Source organism: Streptomyces sp. NPDC002896 (assembly GCF_040295225.1).
Taxonomy (GTDB): Bacteria; Actinomycetota; Actinomycetes; order Streptomycetales; family Streptomycetaceae; genus Streptomyces.
On sequence record NZ_JBEOVA010000012.1, the window covers coordinates 140063 to 161864 of the forward strand.

A 21802-nucleotide genomic window follows, 5' to 3' on the forward strand; every position below is an offset into this window, starting at 1 on the left:
CGCTTCACACCAAAGGGTGGCGATGTCCCGATTCGCCTGAGGAAGTGGGGGTGCTTGTGCTGCGCCGGGACGGGGGCCCTCGCCAGTGATCGGCCGGCGATCGGCCGGTGGTCGGCCGATGATCAGCCGTGAACAGCCGGGACCACGGGAGCGGCGGCGGCTCGGCCGCGAAGAGGAGCTAGCCTGTCACTCGTGCCCCGTCTGTCTGAAGTCACCGCCGCGCTCGACGCACTCTGGCCTCCCGAGCGGGCCGAGGGATGGGACGCGGTCGGCACCGTGTGCGGCGAACCGGACGCGCAGGTCACACGGGTGCTGTTCGCCGTCGACCCCGTCCAGGAGATCGCCCACGAGGCGGTGCAGCTCGGCGCCGACCTGCTGGTCACCCACCATCCGCTGTATCTGCGCGGTACGACGACGGTCGCGGCCTCCCACTTCAAGGGCCGCGTCGTGCACACCCTGATCAAGAACGACGTCGCGCTGCACGTCGCGCACACCAACGCTGACCGCGCCGACCCCGGCGTCTCGGACGCCCTCGCGGGCGCGCTGGACCTCCGGGTCGTGGGGCCCCTCGTGCCCGACCCGACGGATCCCGCGGGCCGCAGCGGCCTCGGCCGGGTCTGCGAGCTGGACCACCCGCTGACCGTGCGCGAGCTCGCCGAGCTCGCCGCCAAGCGGCTGCCCGCCACGGCGCAGGGCATCCGCGTCGCGGGCGATCCCGACATGCTGGTGCGCACCGTCGCGGTCAGCGGCGGCTCCGGCGACAGCCTCTTCGACGACGTGCGCGCCGCCGGCGTCGACGCCTTCCTCACCGCGGACCTGCGCCACCACCCGGTGTCCGAGGCCCGCGAACACAGTCCTCTCGCGCTGCTCGACGCGGCGCACTGGGCCACCGAGTGGCCCTGGTGCGAGCTGGCCGCAGCCCAGCTCGACGAGATCTCCGACCGGCACGGATGGGGACTTCGCGTCCACGTCTCGAAGACGGTCACCGACCCCTGGACCGCCCACGCGGCCTCGTCCGCGCCCACCCCTTCTGGAGCCCCCAACTGAACGCCGCGCCCGCCGACCAGATCCGACTCCTCGACGTCCAGACCCTCGACGTACGCCTGCAGCAGCTCGCGCACAAGCGGAAGTCGCTGGCCGAGCACGCCGAGATCGAGTCGCTGAACAAGGACCTGACGCAGCTGCGCGACCTGCTCGTCGCCGCGCAGACCGAGGAGAGCGACTGCGCCCGCGAGCAGGACAAGGCCGAGAAGGACGTCGACCAGGTCCGCCAGCGCGCCACCCGCGACCAGCAGCGCCTGGACTCGGGCGCCATCACCTCGCCGAAGGACCTGGAGAACCTCCAGCACGAGATCGCCTCGCTCGCCCGGCGCCAGGGCGACCTCGAGGACATCGTGCTCGAGGTCATGGAGCGCCGGGAGTCCGCGCAGGAGCGGGTCGCCGAGCTGACCGAGCGGGTCGCCTCCGTCCAGTCGAAGATCGACGACGCGACGGGCCGGCGCGGTGCCGCGTACGAGGAGATCGACGGCGAGACCGCGTCGGTCACCAAGGAGCGCGAGGTCGTGTCCGCCTCCGTGCCCGCGGACCTGCTGAAGCTCTACGACAAGCTGCGGGAGCAGCAGGGCGGCATCGGCGCCGCCCGGCTCTACCAGCGGCGCTGCGAGGGCTGCCGCCTGGAGCTCAACATCACCGAGCTGAACGAGGTGCGGGCCGCGGCGCCGGACGCCGTGGTGCGCTGCGAGAACTGCCGGCGCATCCTGGTCCGTACGTCCGAGTCCGGCCTGTAGAGCTCCTGGATTCCTGATTCCGGCAGGGGCTGCCGCGCATGCGTGAGTTCATCGTCGAGGCCGACGGCGGCTCCCGGGGCAACCCGGGGCCCGCGGGCTACGGCGCCGTCGTGAAGGACGCGGTCACAGGGGAGGCCCTGGCGGAGGTCGCCGAGTACATCGGGACCGCCACGAACAACGTGGCCGAGTACCGGGGCCTGCTCGCCGGCCTCAGGGCCGCGCACAAACTGGATCCGGCGGCGCGGGTGCGCGTACGGATGGACTCCAAGCTGGTCGTGGAGCAGATGTCCGGCCGCTGGCAGATCAAGCACCCGGGCATGAAGCCGCTCGCGGCCGAGGCGAAGACGGTGTTCCCGCCGTCGCAGATCACCTTCGAGTGGATCCCGCGAGAGCAGAACAAGCACGCGGACCGGCTGGCCAACGAGGCGATGGACGCGGGGCGGCGGGGGGAGCAGTGGGCTCCGGCCGGGCCTGCGGCGTCTGGTCCGGCTGCGGGTCCCACTGTGGGCCCCGCTGCGGGGCCCGCTGGGCTCGCGCCGTCGGGGCCGCCAGGGGACGCGGCCGCGGGAGCGGCGAGGGCGCGGGCGGCGATGGGGGGTTCGCGGGCCCGCACCGGCGTTGTGGAGGAGGTCGCGGCCGGCGCTGTCGCCGACGTCCACGGGGGCGCCGAGGCCGATGCGCGGGCGAAGGCCGGTGCGGATGTGCGGGCGGCGCGGAGCGTCGCTGTGGGTACGCCGCCCGTGGGCTGGGCCGCGCCGCCCGATCTCGGGGCGCCCGCCACCTTCGTACTGCTGCGGCACGGCGAGACCCCGCTGACCCCCGAGAAGCGGTTCTCCGGCAGCGGTGGCAGCGACCCGGCGCTGTCCGACGTGGGCCGCGCCCAGGCCGAGCGCGTCGCCGCGGCGCTAGCCGCCCGCGGCACGATCCAGGCCGTCGTCTCCTCACCGCTCCGGCGGTGCCGCGAGACGGCGGACATCGTCGCAACCCGGCTCGGACTCGACGTGAGCATCGAGGAGGGCCTGCGCGAGACGGACTTCGGCGCGTGGGAGGGCCTGACGTTCGCGGAGGTACGGGACCGCTACCCCGACGACCAGAACGCCTGGCTCGCCTCGGCCAAGGCGGCACCGACCGGCGGCGGCGAGAGCTTCGCGGCGGTCAGCCGCCGTGTCGCCGCGACCCGCGACAAGCTGATCACCGCGTACCGGGGCCGCACGGTCCTCCTGGTCACGCACGTCACCCCCGTCAAGACGCTGGTACGCCTCGCACTCGGAGCCCCGCCCGAGTCCCTGTTCCGCATGGAGCTCTCGGCGGCCTCGCTCTCCGCGATCGCGTACTACGCGGACGGGAACGCGAGCGTGCGGCTGCTGAACGATACGGGGCACCTCCGGTAGGCCAGGGCCTCCGCCCCTGGACCCCGCTGGGGCTCCGCCCCCAGACCCCCTGTCGCCCTGACGGGCTCGTCCTCAAACGCCCCCAGCTACCGCTGGGAGGTGCCCCCAGGCGGGCTGAAATCAGCGCAGCGCCGCCGCCTCGCGCGCCAGCGCCTCCACCCGGTCCCAGTCCCCCGCCGCGACCGCGTCCCGCGGCACGATCCAGCTGCCGCCCACACAGGCGACGTTCTGCAGGGCCAGATACGACGCGGCGTTCCCGAGGCCGACGCCCCCCGTCGGACAGAACCGGGCCTGGGGAAGCGGCCCGGCGAGTGACTTCAGATACGCGGTGCCGCCGGCCGCCTCCGCGGGGAAGAACTTCATCTCGTTCACGCCGCGCTCCAGCAGGGCCACGACCTCCGACGTCGTCGAGACACCCGGCAGGAACGGCACCCCGGACGCCTTCATCGCCTCCAGCAACCCGTCCGTCCAGCCCGGGCTGACCAGGAAGCGGGCCCCGGCGGTCAGCGAGTCGGCGACGTTCGCGGAGGAGATCACGGTGCCCGCGCCGACCACCGCGCCGGGCACCCCGTCCGCGATCGCCCGGATTGCGCCGAGCGCGGCGGGCGTGCGCAGAGTCACCTCGATCGCGGGCAACCCGCCCGCGACCAGCGCCCGAGCGAGCGGCACGGCATCGGCGGCGTCCTCCACGACGACGACGGGGAGAACGGGGGCGAGGTCCAGTACGGACGAGGGCAGCGGCGTAGTCATGCGCTCATCCTGCCGCGCTCCGTGCAGCATGCGCAAAGAGCGTTGCACATGCTGCAATGCCTACTCTCGGAAACCTCAGTGGATCTCCGTCACCACCACATCCAGCGCCCACGCCCGCCCGCCCTTCGCAGGCGGCTCCACCTCCACCACGTAGCCGAGGTCCCGCAGCGCCTCGACCAGCCCGGCCGGGTTCTCGGGGGCGGCGCCGGCCGACAGCAGTGCCCGTACGATCCGGCCCTTCGTCGCCTTGTTGAAGTGGCTGACGACGGACCGCTTCTCCACCCCGTCGACCAGCTGGGAGTGCAGCACCCGCACGGTCGCCGTGCGCTCCGCGATCTCGCCCTTCGGCTTCCACGCGGCCGCGTACGCCGACGACCGCAGGTCGAGGACGAGTCCGTCCCCGGCGGCCTCGGGCATGACCGAGGCCAGCGGCGCCCGCCAGTACGCCGCCAGCGCGCCGAGCGCCGGCAGCTTCACGCCCATCGAGCAGCGGTAGGACGGGATACGGTCTCCCACCCGGACCGCGCCCCAGAGCCCCGAGAACACCAGCAGCGAGCGCTTCGCCCGCCGCTTCGCGGCCGCGTCGAGGGACGCGAGGTCCAGCGCGTCGTAGAGGACGCCCGTGTAGATCTCCCCGGCGGGGCGCGCGCCCGCCGTCCGCAGCTCCGCGTTCTTGGCGATCTCGCCGCGCAGCCCCTCGCTCAGCCCGAGCACCTCGCGGGCCTTCTCGTTCTCGCCGGGGTCACCCGCACACAGCTCGACGAGCTCGTCCAGCACCCCCTGCCGCGCCTCGGTGAGCCCCGGCAGCGACAGCGAGTCCAGCTTCAGCGGTGCGCCGCGCCCGGACGGGGCCTTGCCTTCGGACGGCGGCAGCAGCACGAGCACAGCGGATCTCCTCCAGGGCGTGAGGGACGGAAGGGGCGGGCGGGGTGCGGCCCTCGCGTCAGGGTACGGGGTGACGTGGGGCCCACCCGCCGTGAGGCGGCCTCGCCCCGGCTGCCGCGGCCGCCGCCCCGCCCGCCCCACCTGCCGGTCACAGCATGCCGTCGGCCCGACCCCGGCCTACGCTCGGTCCATGCCCCGCCGTCATCTGAAGGTGACCGCCGCGGTCGACGCCCCGCTGCGGGCGGCGCTGCGCGGGCTGCGTGCGGAGCTTGCGGTGCCCGAGACGTTCCCGGCGGCCGTCCTCGACGAGGCGGAACAGGTCGCGCAGGCGCCGCGGCTGCCGGATCGCGACGCGACGGATCTACCGCTCTTCAGCATCGACCCGGCCGCGTCCCAGGACCTCGACCAGGCCATGCACCTGTCCCGGCGCCCCGGCGGAGGCTTCCGGGTCCGCTACGCGATCGCCGACGTCGCCGCGTTCGTCACCCCGGGACTGGCGCTCGACACCGAGGCCCACCGCCGGATCAACACCCTCTACTTCCCGGACAGAAAGGTTCCGCTGCACCCCGCGCTGCTCAGCGAGGGCGCCGCGAGCCTGCTTCCCGGCCAGGCCCGTCCCGCCGTGCTGTGGACCCTCGACCTCGACGCCGACGGCCGCACCGTCTCCACCGACGTACGCCGCGCCCTCGTCCGCAACCGCACCAGGTACGACTACGCGAGCGCCCAGCGGCACATCGACGCGGGCACCGCGGAGGAGCCCCTCGCCCTCCTCAAGGCCGTCGGCACACTGCGCGAACAACGGGAGGCCGAACGCGGCGGCATCTCCCTCGACGTCCCCGAGCAGCAGATCGTCGAGGCCCGGGCACCCGGGCGAGCCGCCGGAACCTACGAACTCACCTACCGAGTCCCGCTTCCCACCGACCGCTGGAACGCCCAGATCTCCCTGCTCACCGGCATGGCGGCCGCCGAACTGATGCTCGGCCAGGGCACCGGCGTCCTGCGCACGCTCCCGGCCGCGCCCGACGGCGCCGTCGGCCGCCTCCGCCGTACCGCGAAGGCCCTCGGCATCGACTGGCCGCACCACGTCCCGTACGCGGAACTGATCCGCTCACTCGACCCGCACCAGCCCCGGCACGCGGCGTTCCTGCAGGAGTGCACGACCCTTCTGCGCGGCGCCGGATACACGGTCTTCAGCGGCGGCAAGGTGCCCGAGCTCACCCTCCACGCCGCCGTCGCCGCGCCCTACACCCACTGCACCGCACCCCTGCGCCGCCTCGTCGACCGCTACACGTCCGAACTGTGTCTCGCGGCATCCGCGGACCGGGAGCCGCCCGAGTGGGTGCTCGCGGACCTCCACGCACTGCCCGCGGAGATGGCCGACGGGACGCGGCGCGCCGGCACGGTCGAGCGCGAGTGCCTCGACATCGTCGAGGCCGGGCTGCTCATGGACCGGATCGGCGATGTCTTCGACGCCTGTGTGGTGGACGTGAAGGAGCACGAACCGACCGTCGGAACCGTGCAGTTGACCGATCCTGCGGTCGTCGCCCGCATCGAGGGCGGCACGGAGCCGCTCCCGTTGGGGGAGCGGCTCCAAGTCCGGCTCACGCAGGCGGATCCGGGAAGGGCGAAGGCGCTGTTCACCCCTGCGTGACGGTGCGCGGTTCGCTCCGCGTGACGCGGCGCGCCATGATCTCGCGTACCAGCAGGTCGGGTTCGTCCGCGTGGAAGTGGACGGTACGCACGGTCCTGCTCCGGCCGAGCAGCGTCGTATGACGCACCGGCGCCGCCAGTTCCAGCGTGACGGAGGTCTGCGCGCCCATGTCCAGGCGCAGCTCTCCCTCACCGGGCTTGCCCGCCGCGGCACGCAGCTCACGGCGGACCACGGCGATGTCCGCCAGCGGTATCCGCAGGTCGACGAGGGCGCCCCGGCGCAACCGCAGCTCCGCGGGGCCCAGCACATGCGGCCGGGTCACCGAGGCGGCGTGCATCCCGATGACCAGCACCACGGTGTAGACGTCGAGGAACAGCACCGCGCGCTCGACGGCCGGCCAGTCCCGCAGCAGCACGGACATGGCGAAGGTCTCGACGACGCAGACGAAGGCGAACCCGTACATGACGGCTCCGTGCCCGCGCGCATATCCGTAACCCCGCTCGCCCGCCGCGACGCCGTGCGACCGCCGCGTGATCCACAGCCCCAGGCTCGCCAGTACGCGCACCTCGTGCCCGACCAGCCGCCGCACGGGAACGGGTACGGGTACGACAGCCAGGGCCCGCCGGACCAACGCCGCCCCGCGGCCATCCGTCTCCGGGAGACTCACCGTGCGCCCTGCCCTCCCGCGCCTCATCGGGTACCCCGCTGGGCGAGCAGCCGCATCGCACGGCGGACGGCCTCGGCCTGGGCAGGCGCGAAGTCGGCGAAGAAGGCGCTGAGGAAGGTGTCGCGGGGTGACGCCTCCGATGTGCCGCGGCCGCCCGAGGAACTTCCCGAGTTGCCGCGGCTGCCCGAGGAGCCCCCCGGGGCGTCCGCGACCGCGGCCAGCTGCGCCGCTCCCGAGGTGGTGGTAATGCCTGATGGTCCGCGTCGTCACCCCGACGACGGCGGCGATCTCTCCGATCCGCATGCAGCCAGTAGAAACGTTGACGTTGCGGCAGGGTCAAGCGGAGCGGACCTCCGCGCCGCCGGTCCGCCCCGCACGACCGGTACCATGGTCGACACGGCAGACGAGCCGGGCGGACGGCCGCGTGAAGACCCCTGCGGGGATCTTCCCGAGGAACGTCCGGGCTCCACAGGGCAGGGTGGTGGCTAACGGCCACCCGGGGTGACCCGCGGGACAGTGCCACAGAAAACAGACCGCCGGGGATCTCGGTCCTCGGTAAGGGTGAAACGGTGGTGTAAGAGACCACCAGCGTCTGGGGTGACCCAGGCGGCTAGGTAAACCCCACCCGGAGCAAGGTCAAGAGGGGCCGCTGTAACAGGCGGCTCTGCGCGGATGTTCGAGGGCGGCCCGCCCGAGTCCGCGGGTAGACCGCACGAGGCCGGCGGCAACGCCGGCCCTAGATGGATGGCCGTCGCCTCCAGGTCCGCGAGGACCCGGGGGAACAGAACCCGGCGTACAGCCCGACTCGTCTGCCCGCTAGGTCACTGACCTGTGGGAACGACGCCGGCCCCAGACCTCGTGCGCCTCCGGGGGGCTTCGTGCTGGTCCATGGGTGCAGCCTGCCATGACCCCGACCTCAGTCGCTGCCACTCCAACGGCCGTATGCGCCGGGTGCCCCGTCCGGTGTGATGCGACGGTGGAGAGGGCACTCGCCCGGGGCCCGTACGCCCCATTCCGTACTCCCCATACGGTGCGTCCCTATATCCCCGACCGCACGCTCCGAGGAGATGCCGTGACCTGTATCGACCGACGTGACCTGGGCCTTCTGCTGCTCCGCCTCGGAACCGGCGGGGTGCTCGCCGCCCATGGCACCCAGAAGCTCTTCGGCTGGTTCGGCGGCGGCGGAATCGAGGGCACCGGCGCCTTCATGGAGTCAGTCGGCTATAAGCCGGGCAAGGCGAGCGCCGTCGCCGCCGGGCTCGTCGAAGCGGGTGGCGGCGCGCTGCTCGCCCTCGGTCTTGCAACGCCCGCGGCGGGGGCGGCCGCGGCCGGCGGGATGGCGGGGGCGGCGGCCGTGCAGGCGCCCAGCGGTTTCTTCGCCCAGAGCGGCGGATACGAGTACGCGGCGTTCCTCGGCCTCGTGCCGGCCTGCCTCGCCGTCACCGGTCCGGGTCGCCTCTCTCTCGACCATGCCCTGGGCCACCTGGTCAACCGCGACTGGATGGTCCCGGTGGCGTTCGCGGCCACTGCGATCGGCACGATGGGCGTGATCGCGGCACGCAACAGGAACCTACGGCTGGCCCAGGCGGCGCCCTCCGAGCAGGAGGTGAAGGAGGGGCCGTTCGGTGCGGAGGCCCCGGGCGGTGCGGCGCGGGGGGCATGACCTTCCGGCTCACCGGTTCCGGACCCGTCCGGAGGATTGCCTTCGTGCCTCCAACGCCTAGCGTCCACCGGCATGGAGACCACCAACGCAACGACCGCGCCGACGGCTGACGACACGACGGCTGACGACACGACGACGGCCGGCGGTACGCACATCTCGTACACCCCGTACACAAGGACCCTCGGGCGCAGCGGAATCGAGGTGAGCGCCCTCGGGTTCGGCTGCTGGGCCATCGGCGGAGAGTGGCAGGCGGCGGACGGGAGCCCGCTCGGCTGGGGCAAGGTCGACGACGAGGAGTCGGTGCGCGCCGTCCGCCGTGCGCTGGACCTCGGCGTGACCTTCTTCGACACCGCCGACGCCTACGGGACCGGGCACAGCGAGCGCGTACTGGGACGGGCCCTCGGCAGGCGCAGGGCGGACGTCGTGGTGGCCACCAAGTGGGGCAACCTCTTCGACGAGGAGCGCAAGGTCCTCACAGGAAGCGACGACTCGCCGGCGTACGTACGGCGTGCGCTGACCGCCTCGCTCGCCCGGCTCGGCACCGACTACGTGGACCTCTACCAGCTCCATCTGTCCGACGCGGACCCCGAGCGGGCCGCCCTGTTGCGGGACGCCTGCGAGGACCTCGTACGAGAAGGGCTCATCCGCGCGTACGCATGGAGCACCGACGACCCGGCGCGCGCGGCCGTCTTCGCCGCGGGACCGCACTGCGCGGCCGTCCAGCACCGCTGCAACATCCTCCAGGACGCACCCGAACTCCTCGCACTGTGCGATGAGTCGGGCCTCGCGAGCATCAACCGGAGCCCGCTCGCGATGGGTCTGCTGACCGGGAAGTACGTGCCGAGGAGCACGCTCGCCGCCGGTGACATCCGCAGTGCGCCGCCCGCCTGGCTGCCGGGGTTCGCGGCGGGTGGCGGCGCGGACCCGGAGTGGCTGGCGCGCGTCGAGGCCGTACGGTCCGTCCTCACGAGCCGCGGACGCACCCTCACCCAGGGCGCGCTGGCCTGGCTGTGGGCGCGCAGCCCGCGGACGGTGCCGATCCCCGGCTTCCGGACGGTCGCGCAGGCCGAGGAGAACGCGGGGGCGCTGGCGTACGGGCCGCTGGCGGAGGAGGAGATGGCGGAGATCCGGCGCGTACTGGGGGCCCAGCCGCCCACGGAGGCGTGAAGCAGGGCAACCGCTCCGCGGCCCAGGGTCGTTCCCGCGGTCCCAATCGCGGGCCCCCCTTGGTCACCTGGCAGCCGCGGAGCGGTTGTCCACCCCCCTCAATGTGGTCTTGTGCGCCTACGCATGTCCGCTGGAGTGTGAGCAGCGTGCCCAGGCGGCGACTGCCTGGGCCTTGGAACGTATGCGCGAAATGTGCTCCAAGTGTGAAGGTCTGATGGAGAGAAGTTGAGCATAGGGGGGTTACCTGACCTAAAGGGTCGGTGGCTCATATTCCGTTTGTGCAAATTCTTCATGGGTGTGCGGACGGGGTGTGGGCGTCGGTCATGCGGAACTCATCCGTCCGACACGCTTTTGTTGTGTACGTGACAGCCCTTCGTCGTCCCCCGCAAATTCAATGCCCCTGACAACAACCGTCAGGGGAGGGCCAGATGACACCCGCACGTCCGACGCCACTTTCGCAGCACGCCCCCGAACTCCGCGCCGCCGCCCGCCACATCGGCCGCCGCCGCTTCCTCACCGTCACCGGCGCCGCCGCCGCGCTCGCCTTCGCCACCAACCTGCCCGCCGCGGGCACCGCGAGCGCCGCCGAACTCGACGCGGCCCAGATCACCGAGAACCCGTTCACGCTCGGCGTCGCCTCCGGCGACCCGCTTCCCGGCTCTGTGATCCTGTGGACGCGACTCGCCCCGGCGCCGTACGAGCCGGACAGCGGTCTTCCGCAGGAGCGCGTCACCGTCCACTGGGAGCTCGCCCACGACTCGCGGTTCCGCCGGATCGCCAGACGCGGCACCGCCACCGCGCACCCCGAGTTCCACCACTCCGTCCACGTCGAGGTCTCCCACCTCGACGCCGGGCGCGTCTACTACTACCGCTTCCGCGTCGGGAGTTGGGTCAGCGAGACGGGCCGCACCCGCACGGCGCCCGAAGCCGGCAGCCGGCCCGGGGCGTTCACGCTCGCCGCGGTCTCCTGCCAGGCGTACCACGACGGGTACTTCACCGCGTACCAGCACCTGGCCCAGGACGACGTCGACGTCGTCTTCCACCTCGGCGACTACCTCTACGAGTACGCCGTCAACTCGGTGGGCGGCGCCCGCAACTACACCGACCGCACCCTGCCCGCGATCTTCAACCGCGAGACGCTAACGCTGGAGGACTACCGCCTGCGGTACGCCCTCTACAAGTCCGACCCCGACCTGCGGGCCGCGCACGCCGCGCACCCCTTCGTCGTCACCTGGGACGACCACGAGACCGAGAACAACTACGCGGACGACACCCCCGAGAACTCCGTGCCTCCGGAGGAGTTCCTGCTGCGCCGGGCCGCCGCGTACCGCGCCTACTGGGAGAACCAGCCGCTGCGCCGCCCGCAGCTGCCCGAAGGCCCGGACATGCAGCTCTACCGCCGTCTCCACTGGGGCCGGCTCGCGCAGTTCGACATCCTCGACACCCGGCAGTACCGGTCCGACCAGGCGTACGGCGACGGCTCGGACATCCCCGGGCCGGAGTCCGAGGACCCGTCGCGCACCATCACCGGCGCCGAGCAGGAGCGGTGGCTCATCGACGGCTGGCGCGCGTCGCAGGCGCTGTGGAACGTCGTGCCGCAGCAGGTCACCTTCTCCCAGCGCAAGCTCGACCTGAACCCGGTGGCCAAGGTCAGCATGGACGCCTGGGACGGCTACCCGGCCTCCCGTGAACGCGTCCTAGCCGGGGCCGAGTCGGCCGGGGTCGACAACCTGATGGTGCTGACGGGCGACGTGCACGTCGGCTACGCCTTCGACATCAAGCGGGACTTCGACGACCAGGCATCGAAGACCGTCGGCACCGAGATCGTCGCGACGTCCATATCCAGCGGCAAGGACGGCGCGGACAAGCCCGCCAACTGGGACACATACACGCAGGCCAACCCGCATCTGAAGTTCTACAACGGGCGCCGCGGATATGTGACGGTCCAGCTGGGCGACGGGTCAGCGCGGGCCGACTTCAAGACGGTGAGCGCGGTGACGACGCCGGGGGCGCCGATCACCACGGCTGCGTCATTCGTGACGGAGGCGGGGAATCAGGGGCTGAAGCCCGCGTGACGGAGGCGCGGGATCCGGGGCTGAAGCCCGCGTGACGGTGCCCCGGAGGCCGGGGCTCAGGCCGGTGTGACCTGAGCCCGCTCCGCCTCGCGGGGGTAGCGGACGCCGATGCGGTCCCGCACCGCGTCGAGCGTCCGCATCACCGCGAGGGAGCCGTCGAGCGGCACGAGCGGGGACTCGGTCTCGCCCGCGCGCAGGCAGCGCATGACCTCCACGGCCTCGTGCTTGAGGCTGGCGACCGTGCCGGCGGCCGGGTCCGCCGCGAACTCCTCCGGGTCGCGACCGTCGCGGTGCAGCACGAAACGGTCGGGGTGGAAGAAGCCGTACGGGATGTCGATGCGGCCCTTGGAGCCGGTGACCGACGCCATGATGGGGGTGCCGCCGATGATGGAGCAGTGCACCAGAGCGTGAGCACCGCTCTCCCACGAGAGCAACATTCCCGTCTGGAGATCAACGCCCTCGTCCGAGATCACCGCTCTCGCCGTGATGTCCGACGGCTCACCCAGCAGCAGCTGCGCGAACGACACCGGGTAGACGCCCAAGTCCAGCAGCGCGCCGCCGCCCTGTGCCGGGTCCCGCAGCCGGTGGGAGGCGGGGAACGGGCCCGAGAGCCCGAAGTCGGCCTGCACGGTGCGCACTTCGCCGATCGCGCCGTCGTCCACCAAAGCCTTGAGCCGCCGTATGAGCGGGTTGCAGTACATCCACATGGCCTCCATCAGGAAGAGACCGCGCTCCCTGGCCAGGCCCACCAGCTCCTCGGCCTCGCGCACGTTGAGCGTGAACGCCTTCTCGCACAGCACCGGGCGGCCCGCCTCCAGGCACAGGCCCGCCGCCTCGCGGTGCGCCGAGTGCGGAGTCGCCACATAGACGACGTCCACCTCCGTGTCCTCGGCCAGGGCGCCCCAACTGCCGTACGCCCGCGGGATGCCGAAGCGCTCCGCGAACGCCTTCGCCGAGGCGTCCGTCCGCGAGGCCACCGCGACGACCTCCGCATCCGGCAGATCCAGCAGATCGGCCGTGAACGCGGCGGCGATCCCGCCGGTCGCCAGGATCCCCCACCGCACCGGTTGCGTCGTCACGATCTTCCCTCCCTGTTCGCCGTCCGGCGGTCTCGGCCGCCGCGTCGAGCTGAGAGCATATGTGGCGGAATCAAGGACCGGGAGGGGGCCATGCGCGAGCGCGGCCGAAGGAAGACAGCAGACGCTGGAGCGGAGGGCCACATAGCGGGGGAGGGCTGTATAGCCGGGGTGGGCCCCATAGCGGACGGGCAGCGGGGTTCCAGAGGGGCCGGCGGAGAGGTCGAGGCCGCCGGGCCCGTCGCCGCTCGCCGTACCGGACTCCTCGTCACCTTCGTGCTCGCCGGGCTCACCGCCGTACCGCCGCTGTCCATGGACATGTACCTCCCGGCGCTCCCGGAGGTCACCGACGCGCTCCACGCCCCGGCGGCGACCGTGCAGCTGACGCTGACCGCCTGCCTCGCGGGCATGGCGCTCGGGCAGCTCGTCGTCGGTCCCATGAGCGACAAGTGGGGCCGCAGGCGCCCGCTGCTCGCCGGGATGCTCGTGTACATCGTCGCCACCGCCGTGTGCGCCTTCGCACCGACCGTGGAACTGCTCATCGCGTTCCGGCTGGCCCAGGGCCTGGCGGGCGCCGCGGGCATCGTGATCGCCCGCGCGATCGTCCGCGACCTGTACGACGGCGTGGCGATGGCCCGGTTCTTCTCCACCCTCATGCTGATCTCGGGCGTGGCCCCGATCGTCGCCCCGCTCATCGGCGGGCAGGTGCTGCGGATCACCGACTGGCGAGGCGTCTTCGTCGTCCTCACCGTGATCGGCGCCGCCCTCACCGCACTCGTCTGGCGCGTGCTCCCTGAGACGCTCGCGCCCGCAAGGCGGCACGGCGGCGGCACCGCCGAGGCGCTGCGCACCATGCGCGGCCTGCTCGCAGACCGCGTCTTCACCGGCTACATGCTCGCGGGCGGCTTCGCCTTCGCCGCGCTCTTCGCCTACGTGTCCGCGTCGCCGTTCGTCATCCAGGAGATCTACGGCGCGTCCCCGCAGACCTTCAGCCTCCTGTTCGGCATCAACTCCGTCGGCCTGATCGCCACCGGTCAGATCAACGGCAAGCTGCTCGTCGACCGGATCAGCCTCGACAAGACCCTCGGCTTCGGCCTCGCCGTCATCACAGCCGCCGCCGCGGCACTGCTGCTCCTGACGACCGGCGTCTTCGGCGACCCTGGGCTCGTCCCGGTCGCCGCCGGACTGTTCGTACTGATGTCCGCGATGGGTCTCGCCCTGCCCAATACCAACGCGCTCGCCCTCATGCGCACCCCGCACGCCGCGGGCTCCGCCTCCGCGCTGATCGGCACGTCCTCCTTCCTCATCGGCGCCATCGCCTCGCCGCTCGTCGGCATCGCGGGCGAGACCACGGCCGTCCCGATGGCCGTCGTCCAACTGGCCTGCGCACTGGTGGCCGTGGCCTGCTTCGTGGCACTGTGCCGTCCCTGGCAGCCGCGCGCACAGGAGAGCAGTCTGCGCGCCGGGAACATGACCCCGCAGCTGAAGGGCGCCCGGGAGGAGGCGGAGCACTGACCGCACCACGACTGCGCACCGGCACCCCGGAGCGCGCCGGGCTCGACCCCGGCGAGATGCGGCGGCTCCTCGCCGGGGTGCGGGCGCTGCCGCAGGGGCCGCGGCCCTGGTGCGCGGGCGTGGTCGTGGTCGCCGGGCGCGGCCCGGTGATCGCCGTCGAGGAGGCGTACGGCTGGGCGCTGCGCTACGCGGCATACGACCCGGAGGCCGACGCGGCCGTCGAGCTGCCGCGCGAGAGGTGGGTGCCGATGCGCACCGACACCCCCTTCGACCTGGCGTCCCTCACCAAACTCTTCACCGCCGTCACCGCGGTGCAGCAGCTGGAGCGCGGCACGCTCGGCATCGACGCGCGCGTGGCGGCGTACCTCCCGGAGTTCCGGGCGGCCGCCGAGCACGGCATCACCGTGCGGCAGCTGCTCACCCACACCTCCGGGCTGCGGCCCGAACTCCCGCTGTACGACTGCCCGGACCAGGCGGCACGCCTCGCCGCGTTGCAGGCCGAGGCCCCGGTCACCGAGCCCGGCACGTACTGCTACTCCGACCTCAACATGCTGCTGCTCCAGCACGTCCTCGAGCGCATCACACGCCGCCCGCTGGACCTCCTCGTACGCGACGGGATCACGCGGCCGCTCGGCATGACGGCCACCGGTTTCGGACCGTGCCCCGGCGCCGCCGCCACCGAGTACCAGCGCAGGCCCTGGGCGAAGGCGGACCGCGGGATGCTGCGGGGCGTCGTGCACGACGAGAACGCCTGGGCGCTCGGCGGTGTCGCGGGCCACGCCGGGCTCTTCTCGACCGCGCGCGATCTCGCAGTGTTCTGCCGGACCCTGCTGGCGGGCGGCTCGTACGGTACGGCGCGCATCCTCGGCCCCGACTTCGTGGAGCTGATGCTGACGCCTCCGGGGCTGGGCTTCGGCATCGACCAGCCGTGGTTCATGGGGGAGCTGGCGGGGCGGGGGGACGGCGGTCACGGCGGCCCGGGCGGCGACGGCGGCCGGGGCGCGGCCGGGCACACCGGGTTCACGGGCACCTCGCTGGTCCTGGACCCGGTCACGGACACGTTTCTCGTGCTGCTGGCCAATACCGTGCACCCGCGGAGGCAGGACGCGGCGAGCGAAGCGAGATGGGGGTCCCCCCGGACGGAGTCTGGGGGAGGGCCCCGGGCTGCGGCGGGCACACGGCTCGCCCGTGCCGCGCGAAGGCGCCCGTAGAATCGCTGGGTGAACGTCCCCGTTACCCCGATCGCCCCAGCCGAGACCCTGCGGGCGGCCCTCGCCGGGCTGCTGGACGGCCTGCCGCCGACCCAGGCCGCGCAGGCCGTGGACCGGCTGATCGCCAACTACCGGGGGCGCACGCCCACCGACGCCCCGGTCCTGCGCGACCGCTCGGACGTCGCCGCGTACGCCGCGTACCGGATGCCCGCGACCTTCGAGGCGGTCCGCTCCGCGCTGGCCGCGCTCGCGGCGGCCGCGCCCGCCGACTGGGCGCCGGACAGCCATGTGGACGTGGGCGGCGGGACGGGCGCGGCGACGTGGGCCGTGGCAGCGACCTGGGACGGCGAGCGGCCGGTCACGGTGCTGGACTGGGCGGAGCCGGCGCTGGCACTGGGCCGCGAACTGGCCGCCTCGTACGAGCCGCTGAAATCCGTGGTGTGGCAGCGCTCTCGTATCGGATCGGCGCTCACCATCGAGAGCACTGATCTCGTCACGGTGTCGTATGTGCTGGGCGAGCTGACCGAGAGCGACCGGCGCGCGGTGGTGGACGCGGCGGCGGGTGCCGCCCGGTCGGCCGTCGTGATCGTCGAGCCGGGCACGCCGGACGGCTACGCGCGGGTGATCGAGGCCCGCGATCGGCTGATCGCGGCCGGGTTCCGGATCGCGGCGCCGTGCCCCCACAGCGCCGCGTGCCCCATCGTCCCCGGCACGGACTGGTGCCACTTCTCGGCCCGTGTGAGCCGGTCGTCCCTGCATCGCCAGGTGAAGGGCGGCTCACTGGCGTACGAGGACGAGAAATTCAGCTACGTGGCGGCGGTGCGGTTTCCGGTCGACACGGCCCCGGCCCGGGTCGTCCGGCGCCCTCAGATCCGCAAGGGGCAGGTCCTGCTCGACCTGTGTGGGGCGGATGAGGCGCTGCGGCGGGAGACGGTGACGAAGCGGCACGGGGTGCTTTACCGGGCGGCGCGGGACGCCGACTGGGGGGACTCGTGGCCACCCCCGTCGGCGGCGGACTGACGCCTTTAGCGGGCTTGCGCGTCGCTCCGCGTCATCAGCGTCGGTGCGTCGGTGATCACGCCGTTGCAGCCGAGCCGCAGTACGCGGTCGCGCTGCTTTCGGGTGTTCACCGTGTGTGCCCAGACCCGGGGAATGCCCGAGTTCACGGCCCGTACGAGATCGGAGTCGCGCGCCCGGTAGTCGACGTCCAGTACGTCCACGAAGGACGCCCAGCGCTCCGGACGGTCCGTGCGCATCTGCTTCGCCGAGCGCCACAGCTGGGAGATCAGCCCCAAGCGGTGGGCGCGCCGGGCGACTTCGGGATGGTTGGAGTTGACCACCACCGAGCGCGTCAGGCCGCGGCTGCGGATCATCCCGGCGAGCGTGTCGAGGCTGTCCGGGTCCTTGGCCTCCAGCATCAGTACGACGCGGCCGCCGAGACGGTCGAGCACCTCGGCGATGGTCGGCGGCCGCTCGGTGCGCCAGTGGCCGGGCAGCTTCCGGTCCGGACGCAGCCGTACGTTCTCCCAGTCCGCGAGGGCGAGGTCGCGTACCGGGCCCTTCTCGCGGGTCGTGCGGTCCAGCGTCGCGTCGTGCATCGCCACGATGGTGCCGTCGCGCAGTATCCGTGTGTCGACGTCGAGGGCGTTGGCCGTGCCCCGCCGGTACGTCGTCATCAGCCCCGACATGCTGTTCTCCGGCACCTCCAGGGCGCCCCCGCGGTGTGCGGTGTAGACGACGCGGGGGAGCGCGTCGATCGTCAGGGGGCTGCCGCCCCATTCCAGGGGGGCGAGGCCCGCGGCCGTTCCCGCGACGGTCAGCGTCGCCAGGCCGGCCAGCACCGTCCTTGTGACCATGGCGACCACCGTACGGGCAGATATGTACTGAATGTCCGTAATGACACCCGGGGGTTGGCATCGCCCCACGTACCCCGGATGTGGACTGCGGTCACCCGGGGCGCAGGATGGTGGCACCATGGACGGTACGACGGCGAGATGAGGGGATACATGGGCGCAGAGTTCGGCCGCCGGTCCGGCGGACAGGGCAGGATTTCCCAGTGGCTGCGCGGTCGTCGTCCCAAGGACGTGACCGATGACGGCGGTCGCGAGGCCCTGTTGCTGGCCGTTGCCGCGGCGGGACTGCCGCTTGCGCCTGCCGCCCATCCCTCTGGCTACGGGTGTTCCTGCGACCGGATCGGCTGTCCGACGCCCGGCCGGCACCCCGTCTCCTTCGCCTGGCAGACCCAGTCCACGACCGACCGCGCGCAGATCGAGCGGTGGGCGCGGCATCAGCCGCAGGCCAACTTCATCACCGCCACCGGCATGGTCCACGACGTGCTCGACGTGCCCCGCGAGGCGGGACTCGAGGCGCTGGAGCGGCTTCTCGCGGACGGGATCGACGTCGGGCCAGTCGCCGAGTCCGGCGATGACCGCGTGCTCTTCTTCACCGCGACGCGCGGTACGCCCGAGGACGAGGACGAGTGGTGGCCCTGCGAGCTGGACTGCCACCCCGAGACGATGGACGAGCACCCGGGGCTGCGGTGGCACTGCCGCGGGTCGTACGCCCTGGTCCCGCCGGCCCAGTTGCCCGGCGGGGCGAGCGTGAACTGGCTGCGCGGGCCTGAGCATGCGCTTCCGGATCCGTTGACGCTGCTTGAGGCGCTCACCGATGCGTGTGCCCGCTTCGCGGGCAGCGGGGCGGAGTATGAGGGTTCCGCCTGGCCTCTCCGTCGCTGACGTAACTCGTTGGGGCACCCGCCGTCGTGGGGCTGTGCCCACCCTCCCCCAGCTACCGCTGGGAGGTGCCCCCAGCCCTGCGGAACGATTGCCCACAGCGGCAGGGGGCAGAGCGGCCCCCGGGCTACTCGCCCTTCGCCCCAGTAAGCCCTTGGATCCGGTTCAAGAACTCCACACGCTCGGTGGAGCCCTTCGCCGGGTCCAGGACCGCCTGGTTCGAGACGCGTTCCAGGGTGATCGACTGTTTGGCCTCGCCTGTCATCAAGGCCTTGACCTCCTCGCTGACCTGGAGGTTGAGGCCCTTGGCCGCGGTCTGCTTCTCGTAGTGGTGCGTCGCGAAGAAGACGAGCGCGCCGCCGTCCTTCGTGCGCAGGCCGACCGGGGCGTACGGGCCGGACGTCAGCGGCTCGTCGATGTACTGCGTGGACAGCCCGGGCCGGGTGGTGTTCTTCTTGCGCAGCGCGCGCCACTCGGACGTGTGGGTGCCGGGGGCGAAGGCGTCCCCGCCGTCCTGGAGGTATGTGGCGTACTCCTGGCTCAGGTTCTTCGGTGCGACGGCGAGCGACTTGGAATCCGCCGGGACCGGTTGGGCCCAGCCGTCCTTGTCCGTCGTGAACTCGGGGATCTCGTCGGGCGAGACGACCGTCAGGAACGCGGCCTTCCAGGCGTCGTCGACCCCGGTCCGCAGGAAGACCAGCAGCCAGCGGTTGTCCCGCTGCGGGTCGTCGTCCCGGTCCCGGTTGCTGTCGGCGTCGGCCAGGAAGAACTTCGGCCACCCCGCCTGCTCGGGAATCGTGAACTGAGTATCCGTCAGTTTCAGCGGCACATGGTCGGGGTTGCCGTCCGGCTCACTCGCGCCCTTCGCCTTCAACCCGGCCTGGTTGATGGCCCCGAGCGCGCCGGTGACCCGGTCCTCGTCGAGGGCCGGGTCGTACGCCTTGTCGGCCTTGTTGTACGCGGAGGTGAACTCCTCGAGTGCGCGGGCGGCTTCAGCCTTCGTCGCCGACGGGATGATCTCCCGCTCCCCGTGCACCGTCACGCACCCGCTCGCCGTCACGGAGAGCGCCGCCGTCGCCGTCGCTGCCGTGGCGAACCGGCTCAGCCTGCGAAGCCTGTTCATCGGGTCCCTTCACCTTCCCCTTCCCGGGAGCGAACCCTACCGGGGAGAGGAACAGTGCGAGCGTCGGGATCAAGTACAGCGCCCACACCGTGACCTGAACGACAGTCGGGTCGGGCTGGAAGTTGAACACGCCCTTCAGCAGCGTCCCGTACCAGCTGTCCGGCGGGATGGTGTCGCTGATGTCGAAGGCCTTGTTCGTCAGGCCCGGCAGGATGTTGGCCTCCTGCAGGTCGTGGAAGCCGTACGCGAGCACGCCCGCGGCCACGACGACCAGCATGCCGCCCGTCCAGGTGAAGAACTTCGCCAGGTTGATGCGCACCGCACCGCGGTAGAAGAGCCAGCCGAGCAGGACCGCCGTGGCAAGGCCCAGCAGGACGCCGATCAGCGGGCCGTACGTGCCGTCGTTCGAGGCGCGGACCGACGCCCACACGAACAGCGCGGTCTCCAGACCCTCGCGGCCGACCGCCAGGAAGGCGGTGGCGACCAGCGCGCCCGTGCCCATCTGCAGTGCCGCGTCCAGCTTGCCGTGCAGCTCCGACTTCAGATGGCGCGCGGTGCGGCGCATCCAGAAGACCATCCACGTCACCAGGCCCACGGCGACGATCGACAGCGAACCGCCGAGCGCCTCCTGCGCCTCGAATGTCAGCTCCTGGGAGCCGAACTCCAGCGCGCAGCCGAAGCCGAGCGCCAGCGCGACGGCGACCCCGATGCCGATCCAGATGGGCCGCAGCGCGTCGCGCCGCTCGGTCTTCACCAGGTACGCGATGAGGATGCAGACGACGAGGCTCGCCTCGAGCCCCTCGCGCAGGCCGATCAGATAGTTGCCGAGCATGCTCACGCCTTCCCGGAGAACAGGGTCCGGCCCCACCAGTCGTCCTTGTCGCGGACGCCGGGCGGGATTGCGAAGATCGCGGAACCCACGTGCTGGATGTACTCGTTGAGGGCGTCGGCGCGCGCCAGGTTCTGCTGCACCGGGATGAAGCCCTTGCGGACGTCGCGCTGGTACGCGAGGAAGAACAGCCCGGCCTCCAGGCGGCCGAGGCCGTCCGTGCCGTCCGTGAAGGAGTAGCCGCGGCGCAGGATCCTCGCCCCGTCGTTGGAGTCCGGGTGCGCGAGCCGCACGTGCGCGTCCGGCTTCATCGCCTTCAGGAACGGCTCGTCGTGCTCCTTCGCCTTGCCGACCGGCGCGCCCTCGCCCTTGTCGCGGCCGAAGATGTCCTCCTGCTCCTGCAGCGAGGTCCGGTCCCACGTCTCGATGTTCATGCGGATGCGGCGCGCGACGAGGTAGGAGCCGCCGGCGATCCACGCCGGACCGTCGGACTCGGACACCCACACGTGCTTGGCCAGTTCGGCCGTGTCCGTGCCCGCGATGTTCCGCGTGCCGTCCTTGAACCCCATCAGATTCCGCGGGGTCTGCTCATCGGGCGTCGTCGACGACGTTTTGCCGAAGCCCAGCTGCGACCAGCGGATCGCGACCTTGCCGAAGCCGATGCGGGCGAGGTTGCGGATCGCGTGCACCGCGACCTGCGGGTCGTCCGCGCAGGCCTGAATGCACAGATCGCCGTCGCTGCGCGCCTTGTCGAGATTGTCGCCGGCGAACTTCGGCAGGTCGAGCAGGGCCTCGGGCCGCTGCTCCCGCAGCCCGAACTTGTCGAACAGGGACGGCCCGAAGCCGATCGTGAGCGTCAGCCGCGAGGGCTTGAGTCCTAGCGCCTCGCCGGTGTCGTCCGGCGGCGCCTCCGCGAGACCGCCGTACGCACCCTCGCCCACCGTCCGCCCGGCGGTCATCCGGGCCGCGGCGTTCGTCCAGTCCTTGAGTAGCTGCACGAACTCGGCACGGTCGTCGGTCTTCACATCGAACGCCGCGAAGTGCAGCCGGTCCTGCACCGGAGTCGCGATGCCCGCCTGGTGGGCGCCGTGGAACACCACGGCGGCGCCGGACTCGGCCGCGGGCGCTGCGTCGTCCCCGGTGCGCGCCACCGCGACGGCGCCGCCCGCCGCGGCGGCACCGAGCGCGAGCCCGGCACCGCCCCAGCCGAGCAGCGAACGCCGCGAGGGCGCCGTGGACTTGGCGTCGTGAGTCACTTCAGTCGTCTCTTCCGGCATGCG

General features: G+C 72.3%; 19 protein-coding genes and 1 other RNA gene. 12 read left to right on the forward strand and 8 right to left on the reverse strand.

Features of this window, described 5'->3' with window-relative positions; genetic code table 11:
- The first annotated feature begins 192 nt into the window (after positions 1–192).
- The 3 genes from ABT009_RS23990 to ABT009_RS24000 are packed head-to-tail and all read left to right on the forward strand — an operon-like array spanning position 193 to position 3178.
- Positions 193–1047 carry a Nif3-like dinuclear metal center hexameric protein gene (locus tag ABT009_RS23990; RefSeq protein ID WP_351298413.1) on the forward strand — a complete coding sequence of 285 codons (855 nt, stop codon included), beginning with the start codon at positions 193–195 and terminating at the stop codon, positions 1045–1047.
- Entirely contained in the window at positions 1044–1787 is a 744-nt protein-coding gene (locus ABT009_RS23995; protein ID WP_351298766.1) for a zinc ribbon domain-containing protein, read from the forward strand. Before ABT009_RS23990 ends, ABT009_RS23995 begins: the two co-directional genes overlap by 4 nt.
- A gap of 38 nt (positions 1788–1825) precedes the next feature.
- The gene (locus ABT009_RS24000; protein WP_351298415.1) at positions 1826–3178 is read left to right on the forward strand and encodes a bifunctional RNase H/acid phosphatase; all 1353 of its coding nucleotides are present in this window, start codon (positions 1826–1828) and stop codon (positions 3176–3178) included.
- A 120-nt stretch (positions 3179–3298) separates the two neighbouring features.
- On the opposite strand, the gene eda is transcribed toward ABT009_RS24000, so the two are convergent.
- Positions 3299–3928 (reverse strand): bifunctional 4-hydroxy-2-oxoglutarate aldolase/2-dehydro-3-deoxy-phosphogluconate aldolase, encoded by a 630-nt coding sequence (gene eda / locus ABT009_RS24005; protein WP_351298418.1) that lies wholly within the window; start codon positions 3926–3928, stop codon positions 3299–3301.
- Between the two features lie 75 nt (positions 3929–4003).
- Positions 4004–4813 carry a peroxide stress protein YaaA gene (gene yaaA, locus ABT009_RS24010; protein WP_351298421.1) on the reverse strand — a complete coding sequence of 270 codons (810 nt, stop codon included), beginning with the start codon at positions 4811–4813 and terminating at the stop codon, positions 4004–4006.
- Between the two features lie 190 nt (positions 4814–5003).
- On the opposite strand from yaaA, the gene ABT009_RS24015 reads away from it, so the two are divergent.
- Positions 5004–6464 (forward strand): RNB domain-containing ribonuclease, encoded by a 1461-nt coding sequence (locus ABT009_RS24015; RefSeq protein ID WP_351298424.1) that lies wholly within the window; start codon positions 5004–5006, stop codon positions 6462–6464.
- Here ABT009_RS24015 and ABT009_RS24020 read toward each other — a convergent pair.
- Entirely contained in the window at positions 6451–7080 is a 630-nt protein-coding gene (locus tag ABT009_RS24020; RefSeq protein ID WP_351298768.1) for a hypothetical protein, read from the reverse strand. The genes ABT009_RS24015 and ABT009_RS24020 overlap by 14 nt on opposite strands.
- Before the next feature lie 455 nt (positions 7081–7535).
- On the opposite strand from ABT009_RS24020, the gene rnpB reads away from it, so the two are divergent.
- The 4 genes from rnpB to ABT009_RS24040 all read left to right on the forward strand — a co-directional run bounded on the left by rnpB (position 7536) and on the right by ABT009_RS24040 (position 12036).
- An RNA gene (gene rnpB / locus ABT009_RS24025) (RNase P RNA component class A) lies at positions 7536–7943 on the forward strand.
- Positions 7944–8203: 260 nt separating this feature from the next.
- Positions 8204–8794: a DoxX family membrane protein gene (locus ABT009_RS24030; protein WP_351298427.1), complete on the forward strand. Its 591-nt coding sequence runs from the start codon at positions 8204–8206 to the stop codon at positions 8792–8794.
- Between the two features lie 72 nt (positions 8795–8866).
- On the forward strand, positions 8867–9961 hold the full coding sequence (locus ABT009_RS24035) for an aldo/keto reductase (RefSeq protein WP_351298430.1): 1095 nt from the start codon (positions 8867–8869) through the stop codon (positions 9959–9961).
- 428 nt (positions 9962–10389) lie between these two features.
- On the forward strand, positions 10390–12036 hold the full coding sequence (locus ABT009_RS24040; RefSeq protein WP_351298433.1) for an alkaline phosphatase D family protein: 1647 nt from the start codon (positions 10390–10392) through the stop codon (positions 12034–12036).
- Positions 12037–12092: 56 nt separating this feature from the next.
- Here the strand turns inward: ABT009_RS24040 and ABT009_RS24045 are convergent, their stop codons facing one another.
- Positions 12093–13115 carry a Gfo/Idh/MocA family protein gene (locus ABT009_RS24045; protein ID WP_351298436.1) on the reverse strand — a complete coding sequence of 341 codons (1023 nt, stop codon included), beginning with the start codon at positions 13113–13115 and terminating at the stop codon, positions 12093–12095.
- Between the two features lie 90 nt (positions 13116–13205).
- Between ABT009_RS24045 and ABT009_RS24050 the strand changes: the two genes are divergently transcribed.
- The 3 genes from ABT009_RS24050 to ABT009_RS24060 are packed head-to-tail and all read left to right on the forward strand — an operon-like array spanning position 13206 to position 16858.
- Positions 13206–14627 carry a multidrug effflux MFS transporter gene (locus ABT009_RS24050; protein ID WP_502989946.1) on the forward strand — a complete coding sequence of 474 codons (1422 nt, stop codon included), beginning with the start codon at positions 13206–13208 and terminating at the stop codon, positions 14625–14627.
- A 56-nt stretch (positions 14628–14683) separates the two neighbouring features.
- Positions 14684–15838: a serine hydrolase domain-containing protein gene (locus tag ABT009_RS24055; protein WP_351298439.1), complete on the forward strand. Its 1155-nt coding sequence runs from the start codon at positions 14684–14686 to the stop codon at positions 15836–15838.
- A gap of 9 nt (positions 15839–15847) precedes the next feature.
- Positions 15848–16858 carry a small ribosomal subunit Rsm22 family protein gene (locus ABT009_RS24060; protein WP_351298442.1) on the forward strand — a complete coding sequence of 337 codons (1011 nt, stop codon included), beginning with the start codon at positions 15848–15850 and terminating at the stop codon, positions 16856–16858.
- 5 nt (positions 16859–16863) lie between these two features.
- Here ABT009_RS24060 and ABT009_RS24065 read toward each other — a convergent pair whose 3' ends face one another.
- Positions 16864–17694: a glycerophosphodiester phosphodiesterase gene (locus ABT009_RS24065; protein WP_351298445.1), complete on the reverse strand. Its 831-nt coding sequence runs from the start codon at positions 17692–17694 to the stop codon at positions 16864–16866.
- A 150-nt stretch (positions 17695–17844) separates the two neighbouring features.
- Between ABT009_RS24065 and ABT009_RS24070 the strand changes: the two genes are divergently transcribed.
- Positions 17845–18573, forward strand: a complete 729-nt coding sequence (locus ABT009_RS24070; protein WP_351298448.1) for a bifunctional DNA primase/polymerase — start codon at positions 17845–17847, stop codon at positions 18571–18573.
- Between the two features lie 124 nt (positions 18574–18697).
- On the opposite strand, the gene ABT009_RS24075 is transcribed toward ABT009_RS24070, so the two are convergent.
- Genes ABT009_RS24075 through efeB form a run of 3 tightly spaced genes read right to left on the reverse strand, consistent with a single transcriptional unit; the run spans position 18698 to position 21799 of the window.
- On the reverse strand, positions 18698–19612 hold the full coding sequence (locus ABT009_RS24075; RefSeq protein WP_502989947.1) for an SCO2278 family lipoprotein: 915 nt from the start codon (positions 19610–19612) through the stop codon (positions 18698–18700).
- The gene (efeU, locus tag ABT009_RS24080) at positions 19563–20525 is read right to left on the reverse strand and encodes an iron uptake transporter permease EfeU (RefSeq protein ID WP_351298454.1); all 963 of its coding nucleotides are present in this window, start codon (positions 20523–20525) and stop codon (positions 19563–19565) included. Before efeU ends, ABT009_RS24075 begins: the two co-directional genes overlap by 50 nt.
- 2 nt (positions 20526–20527) lie before the next feature.
- A complete protein-coding gene (gene efeB, locus ABT009_RS24085) occupies positions 20528–21799 on the reverse strand; it encodes an iron uptake transporter deferrochelatase/peroxidase subunit (protein ID WP_351298457.1) in 1272 nt (423 codons plus the stop codon).
- Between the last annotated feature and the right edge of the window lie 3 nt (positions 21800–21802).

What these genes read in the sequence shown, in the direction of transcription:
- ABT009_RS24000 (WP_351298415.1), top strand. Translation starts at nt 1,826, where the DNA reads ATGCGTGAGTTCATCGTCGAGGCCGACGGCGGCTCCCGGGGCAACCCG.
- ABT009_RS24065 (WP_351298445.1), bottom strand. Translation starts at nt 17,694, where the DNA reads ATGGTCACAAGGACGGTGCTGGCCGGCCTGGCGACGCTGACCGTCGCG.
- ABT009_RS24015 (WP_351298424.1), top strand. Translation starts at nt 5,004, where the DNA reads ATGCCCCGCCGTCATCTGAAGGTGACCGCCGCGGTCGACGCCCCGCTG.
- efeU (WP_351298454.1), bottom strand. Translation starts at nt 20,525, where the DNA reads ATGCTCGGCAACTATCTGATCGGCCTGCGCGAGGGGCTCGAGGCGAGC.
- ABT009_RS24035 (WP_351298430.1), top strand. Translation starts at nt 8,867, where the DNA reads ATGGAGACCACCAACGCAACGACCGCGCCGACGGCTGACGACACGACG.
- efeB (WP_351298457.1), bottom strand. Translation starts at nt 21,799, where the DNA reads ATGCCGGAAGAGACGACTGAAGTGACTCACGACGCCAAGTCCACGGCG.
- ABT009_RS24050 (WP_502989946.1), top strand. Translation starts at nt 13,206, where the DNA reads ATGCGCGAGCGCGGCCGAAGGAAGACAGCAGACGCTGGAGCGGAGGGC.
- ABT009_RS24055 (WP_351298439.1), top strand. Translation starts at nt 14,684, where the DNA reads ATGCGGCGGCTCCTCGCCGGGGTGCGGGCGCTGCCGCAGGGGCCGCGG.
- eda (WP_351298418.1), bottom strand. Translation starts at nt 3,928, where the DNA reads ATGACTACGCCGCTGCCCTCGTCCGTACTGGACCTCGCCCCCGTTCTC.
- ABT009_RS24040 (WP_351298433.1), top strand. Translation starts at nt 10,390, where the DNA reads ATGACACCCGCACGTCCGACGCCACTTTCGCAGCACGCCCCCGAACTC.
- ABT009_RS24070 (WP_351298448.1), top strand. Translation starts at nt 17,845, where the DNA reads ATGGGCGCAGAGTTCGGCCGCCGGTCCGGCGGACAGGGCAGGATTTCC.